This is a genomic window from Cereibacter changlensis JA139 (assembly GCF_003034985.1).
GTDB lineage: Bacteria > Pseudomonadota > Alphaproteobacteria > Rhodobacterales > Rhodobacteraceae > Cereibacter > Cereibacter changlensis.
The window spans coordinates 1-5,312 of record NZ_PZKG01000201.1 but is presented as its reverse complement, the minus strand read 5'-3'; the positions used below and the strand labels follow the sequence as shown (position 1 = coordinate 5,312).

6 protein-coding genes are annotated in these 5,312 nt (G+C 54.3%); all 6 read right to left on the bottom strand.

The annotated features are described in order from the left end of the window. Positions 1-340: GDP-mannose 4,6-dehydratase (locus tag C5F48_RS21645; RefSeq protein WP_146170697.1), on the bottom strand; the 340-nt coding region annotated here is incomplete at its 3' end. 10 nt (positions 341-350) lie between these two features. Then, positions 351-914 (bottom strand): dTDP-4-dehydrorhamnose 3,5-epimerase, encoded by a 564-nt coding sequence (rfbC, locus tag C5F48_RS21640; RefSeq protein WP_107665824.1) that lies wholly within the window; start codon positions 912-914, stop codon positions 351-353. 158 nt (positions 915-1,072) lie between these two features. Further along, positions 1,073-2,215, bottom strand: coding sequence for a glycosyltransferase family 4 protein (locus C5F48_RS21635; RefSeq protein ID WP_107665823.1), 1,143 nt, complete (start codon positions 2,213-2,215; stop codon positions 1,073-1,075). 25 nt (positions 2,216-2,240) lie between these two features. Further along, positions 2,241-3,059: a glycosyltransferase family 2 protein gene (locus C5F48_RS21630; RefSeq protein WP_107665822.1), complete on the bottom strand. Its 819-nt coding sequence runs from the start codon at positions 3,057-3,059 to the stop codon at positions 2,241-2,243. 139 nt (positions 3,060-3,198) lie between these two features. Beyond that, positions 3,199-4,197 (bottom strand): EpsG family protein, encoded by a 999-nt coding sequence (locus tag C5F48_RS21625; RefSeq protein ID WP_107665821.1) that lies wholly within the window; start codon positions 4,195-4,197, stop codon positions 3,199-3,201. Positions 4,198-4,273: 76 nt separating this feature from the next. Continuing rightward, entirely contained in the window at positions 4,274-5,071 is a 798-nt protein-coding gene (locus tag C5F48_RS21620) for a glycosyltransferase domain-containing protein (protein WP_170139742.1), read from the bottom strand. Between the last annotated feature and the right edge of the window lie 241 nt (positions 5,072-5,312).

The window sequence follows — 5,312 nt, the reverse complement described above, 5'->3', positions numbered from 1 at the left end:
ACCAGGCCCGCGCCGCCTCGAGAAGCACGTAGGTGCCGCGCACATTGGTGTCGATGAAGGCGCCCGGCCCGTCGATCGAGCGGTCGACATGGCTCTCGGCGGCCAGATGCATCACCGCATCGGGGCGATGCGCAGCGAAGATCCGCGCCATGGCTTCCGCGTCGCGGATATCGGCATGCTCGAAGGCATAGGCCGGATGGTCCGCCACCATCGCCACATTGGCGAGGCAGGCCGCATAGGTCAGCGCATCGACGTTGACGACGGCATGGCCGTCGCGGATCGCCCGCCGCACCACGGCCGAGCCGATGAAGCCGGCGCCGCCGGTGACGAGGATCTTCATTGGGGTCATTTCAGGCCTCGAAGCTGAAGGGAGAGTGGAAATCGGCAAAACCCTGCGCCGCGCGGTCCTTGTCGGAGAGCACCGCGGTGGCGGGATCGATGCCCCAGTCGATGTCGAGATCCGGATCGTCGAAACGCACCGCCCCGTCGCAGTCCGGCGCATAGACATCCGAGCATTTGTAGAGCACCTCGGTATCCGGCTCGAGCGTGACGAAACCGTGCAGGAAGCCCTTCGGCACCAGCAGTTGCCGCCCGTTCGTCGCCGTCAGCTCCACCCCGACCCAGCGGCCATAGTTGGGCGAGCCCCGCCGGATATCCACCGCTACGTCGAAGATCGCCCCCGCGCCGCAGCGCACCAGCTTGTCCTGCGCATGCGGCGGGGCCTGGTAATGCAGCCCGCGCACTGTGCCCGCCGCCCGGCTGAGCGACTGGTTGTCCTGCACGAAATCGATGTTAATGCCCAGCCTCGTCGAGGTTGCGCGACTCCACAGTTCCGAAAAAAAGCCCCTGATATCGCCATGCCGGCGCGATACCAAAAGTAGCACCCCAGGCAAGGCCGTTTCGGTAATCTGCATCCTCATCTCCGCTGTCCAAATCTAGCCTCGGCTTACAACAAGCCCGCACCCTTGTCATCCCGCAGGCCGTCGCGCGGATCAAAAGCACTAGACCGCGCCTGGGACATGCAGAAGGACCAACCAGTTCCTGATGCCGCAGGCTATCCGCGAATTCTAACTCATCGGTTACCAGCCTGCTTTTTCGTAGGGATCTCACTCAGAAGCTTTGCAACACGCGGTCCCCATACTTCAAGAGAATACTCCCTCTCAACCTTGCGCCGGCCCTCTCGTCCCATTCGAGCGCGCATTTCAGGGTCGCGCAGCAGCGCCGACAAAGCTTGGTTCCATTCAGCATCGGTAGAAGCCAGCAGTCCGTTGATCCCATGCTCTACAATTTCTGCGTTGACGCCGACCGGTGATGCAATGACAGGAAGACCACAAGCCATATACTGAATCAGCTTGTAGCCGCACTTGCCACGCGCCCATGGGGTGTCTGTAAGCGGCATGACTCCGATGTCCATCGCACGAATACGCGCAACCTCGGTATCTTCAGTCCACGCTAGATTATTGAGCAAGCTGTGCTCAGCAGCTGCCAAGCCGGCACCAACAGCCGTAATTCTTGCACCTGCCGCCCCTGCCAATGCAGACATTAAGGGCATCATGGGTGCCATGTATTCACACCAAGTGCTGGGTGTGCCTATCCAGCCGATAGTCGTTACCTCACCGGACGCGGCTACGCTCCGGGAGGAGTAGGCGTTCAGATCGACCACAGTAGGAACAATTTCGACGCGCTTCGCACCGGCGGCGTAGGCGCGATCCGCGAGATAGTGGTTCCCCGCAGTGACTAGAGCCGCACGACCCATCAGGTGATCAAGCTTGTGACCGAGGAGCCCCCGCACAAGAGCAGAGCGGTGTAAGTCATATCGATGGAATACGGCATCGTCGTAGTCCACGACCAACGGAACGCGTGCCGGCAGAAAAGCTCGCTCGATAATCCAAGGCAGCCAAGGCAGCGCTTCCTTTTCAAGCCATAGGATATCAGCGTGACGTGATCGCGCCAGTTGCGTGGCGCGCCGTGCATAAGACTTCAGGACTTCCGCCAGTTTCGGCTGACCGGCATAAAGGCGCTCGAGATAGGCCGTACCAAAAAGCGGTTGGAAGGCCGCTTCAATGCCTGTTGCCTCCAAATAGGCAGCATATTGAATCGTCCTCAGCCGACTTGATGCTCCCAGCCGCGAATAGCGATTGAGAACAGTCATACCGACTGAAGCGACGGGTGGTACACTCTCCAGTGTGGTGGAGCCCCGTGGCTCGGCAATCATGCACATTCTTCCTTCAACCACGAAGTCATAACATCCGATCACTAATGACTGACCTTGGACTCCAAACAGCGCTAATAGCCCAGCCCAATAGCATTCTATAACCCCTGCACAGATCTATAACTTCCTGTAAGCTGCCATGAGAGATAGCCAAAACAAGTCGCGAAAATGGTTCGACGAACAGCGTTGAAGCCGCCACCAAGATGGCATCGACCGCAGAAAAATGCTTGAAGGCATACTGAATGCGGCTCCGCAGTGAATAGAAAAGCCTGTGCGCCTTAACCCTCTCTGAAACGCCGCCGCCCTTGTGAAAGGCCACAACATCGGCGAGATAAAGGACCTGATAGTTTTCATTATGCACTCGCAGCGACAAGTCTAGATCTTCCAAATAGACAAAAAAACGCTCGTCAAATCCTCCCAAGCGCTCAAATAACTCTCTTCTGATCAGGTAGAATGCTCCAATTACGTGATCCACTAGGCGCGTGTCGGCATGATCCCAATCGTGCATGTGCATTCCAGCAAGTTTAAGTACCCGACTGATGCCAAAGCTGCTCGCTACAAAATTCTTAGCGCCAGGAAACCGGGCGCAGCTGCGCTGGGTGCTGCCATCTTCGTGGACAAGACGTGCCCCGAACACGCCGACCCGCACCCTAGATGGATCGCTGGTCATCCCGTCGATTTGCGACATGGTTTGCTCAAGTAACCGGGCGTCAGGATTCAAGAAGAGCACAAAGCTTGAGCTTCCCCTTGCTGCACCCCTATTGCATGCGGAAGCGAAGCCCGTATTCTCGCCAAGCAAAACGAGATCGATGTTAGGATCTCCGATGGACGAAATCAGCAGAACCATCAGTCGGACCCGTTATCAACCACAATCAGTCTTTCAACATCGCCCTCCCCCGAAGGCCCAAATTGAATCTATACAGTGTTGCAGCTGACATCCAGAGTTCCAGTTAACTATAACAACATCGGATTTCATATCCTGCTCCCTAAATAACACCCAAGGTGACGGCTTTATAAAGCGACCAGGTTGCCAGCCCGAAGGCGACGGCCGCTTGTGGAACTCTTTGTGGAGAGATTTTGTAATCGAATGCAAGGAGAGTAACAAATACCAAAGTAATCTCCTTCAGCCTGTGCGCCATAACCGGAACATCTCTAAGCGCGACGAAGACCATCAAGCTTGCAACGGTGACGAGGAAGAGCGTTCGGTGCCTTGGCGAGTTAAAGCCGGATGCCTTATAGAACAAGACCAAGAATGCCACGGTAAGAATATTTGCGCCGGAGAAGATGGTAGGTACCTCGAATCCATCGGCCAAAGTAATATATGCCGAAGTTAGCGGGTTGATTGCCGCCATTATTGGCAGCATACTGCTCTTTAAAATTATCGACAGCGATAGGGAAAGTCCAAGAAGAAGTGGAATCGAAAACCTCAAGCGAAGCGGGGCCAACGAATGGGCGGTTAAGACGCAGGCTAGTGCAAATATAGCGGAACCATGGAAGCTCACTGCCAATGCGCCACACAAGATAAACATCATTCGCTTATTTGCGAAAAAGCAATTAACAGCGGCGAATAAAAAAGCGGTAGCCATTGCGACGCGAACCTGAGTATACTCGTGAAGCGGGTACCACGTTGCCAAATAAAAGAGCATCGTAAGAATCGGATGTTGCGCTCTGCTGAATGAATGGCTCTTCAAAAGGAGCGCCGCGGACATTAATAGAGAAAAAGTCGCCGGCAGTTCAAGACCGAGAGCAAATTTTGCGACCCATGTCGAAAACACAAAGCCAGGCTCGAATCTAAAGTTCGCAAAAATTCTACCTGGTCGTAGTTGGCTAAAAAACTCATTGTAACTAAAATAATCGCGACTCTCGCCGAAAGCGCCGTATCCTGCCGAGAAGCCAAAGGCTATAGATATTAAGAACATTGATAAGTAGATTTTTGACCAGCCAGAGGATTTCATGTTCAACTGGCCCTTGGGATAACGCTGCATGGCGTCATAGCAATCGAGTGCATCCCGATCTGTGAGGCAATTCTGAACCGAAGCCCACTTCGCGACGGGCGACCCATCAAGGTGTTTCTCGTTTGATCAGAGAATGAACGACGACGAGTATGTCCAGCGTTCGTGCAACGACCATGTGAAAGATTGAGCGATGTCTAAGTGCACTGATCGTGCGCGCATAATAACGTAGGTTTCTTGGTCGATCACTTGGCCAGTGTGGTCGAATGGTCATGTATTTAGCACTCACGCGGGGCCCCTCCCGAACGGGCGCAAACTTCACCTTCGCCCCATGCAGCGCATAGGGAAGTGCAATCTGATCACGCTTAACGCCTTGGCAGATCTCGCGCCACCAAGCTTCCATTGCCAGGTTGACTTCCGGGCAACTGCGCCTGAGCATTACGTTGTTCTCGGTCAATGGGCCCATCGGCAGATTAATATCTTCATAATACCTAACGCGCGACGCTATTGTATTATAGCTTGACTTATCAAGCTTCCCTGCGCGCAAACACTCCTCAAGTTCCTCGCGGATATCGCTTCTATCCATATGCAGCGGAATTGCGAGGTCTGCGCTCGACAAGTACCTGTCAAAGAGGGGGGCAGGATCTCTAAGTAGAGCAATATTGCAGTCCACATAAAGAGATTCATGGAATGTCGGAAGGAAAACGTGGGGGTGCACTTTAATTATGCGGTTAATCATCCAGTTCGGCATGTCCGGTAGTACTTCTGTCCAGTCGCAGACACTGCGTGTTGTCCAACCTTCAACCGAAAGAGCGGCGTTATCCGTAAACACCACAAAGCTGACGTCTGAGGGGAATATCACAGGAGCCAATTGATCGTAGTCGCCGATCAGCGCAGTATAGACCACTCGTCTGGGGTACCTATCTTTCGACATCAGTCACCCTATTGCGTCGCCCCAACCGGCCGTTCTCTCCATCAGAGATCGCGGCCAAAATTAGGCGAAGCCGTTTAAATACCTGCCGGGGGCGCGCACATAATGCTGTGGCGCACCCGGAACAATTGCACTAATAGAAAGACTGCCTTATTTACTTCGTAACATAGCCGGCAATCTATGTTTTGCATTCCGAGATGTGTATGGTTGCGGACTT

Excerpts from the sequence above, each read along its gene's own strand:
- rfbC (WP_107665824.1), bottom strand. The coding sequence starts at position 914 with ATGCAGATTACCGAAACGGCCTTGCCTGGGGTGCTACTTTTGGTATCG.
- C5F48_RS21635 (WP_107665823.1), bottom strand. The coding sequence starts at position 2,215 with ATGATTGCCGAGCCACGGGGCTCCACCACACTGGAGAGTGTACCACCC.
- C5F48_RS21630 (WP_107665822.1), bottom strand. The coding sequence starts at position 3,059 with ATGGTTCTGCTGATTTCGTCCATCGGAGATCCTAACATCGATCTCGTT.
- C5F48_RS21625 (WP_107665821.1), bottom strand. The coding sequence starts at position 4,197 with ATGCAGCGTTATCCCAAGGGCCAGTTGAACATGAAATCCTCTGGCTGG.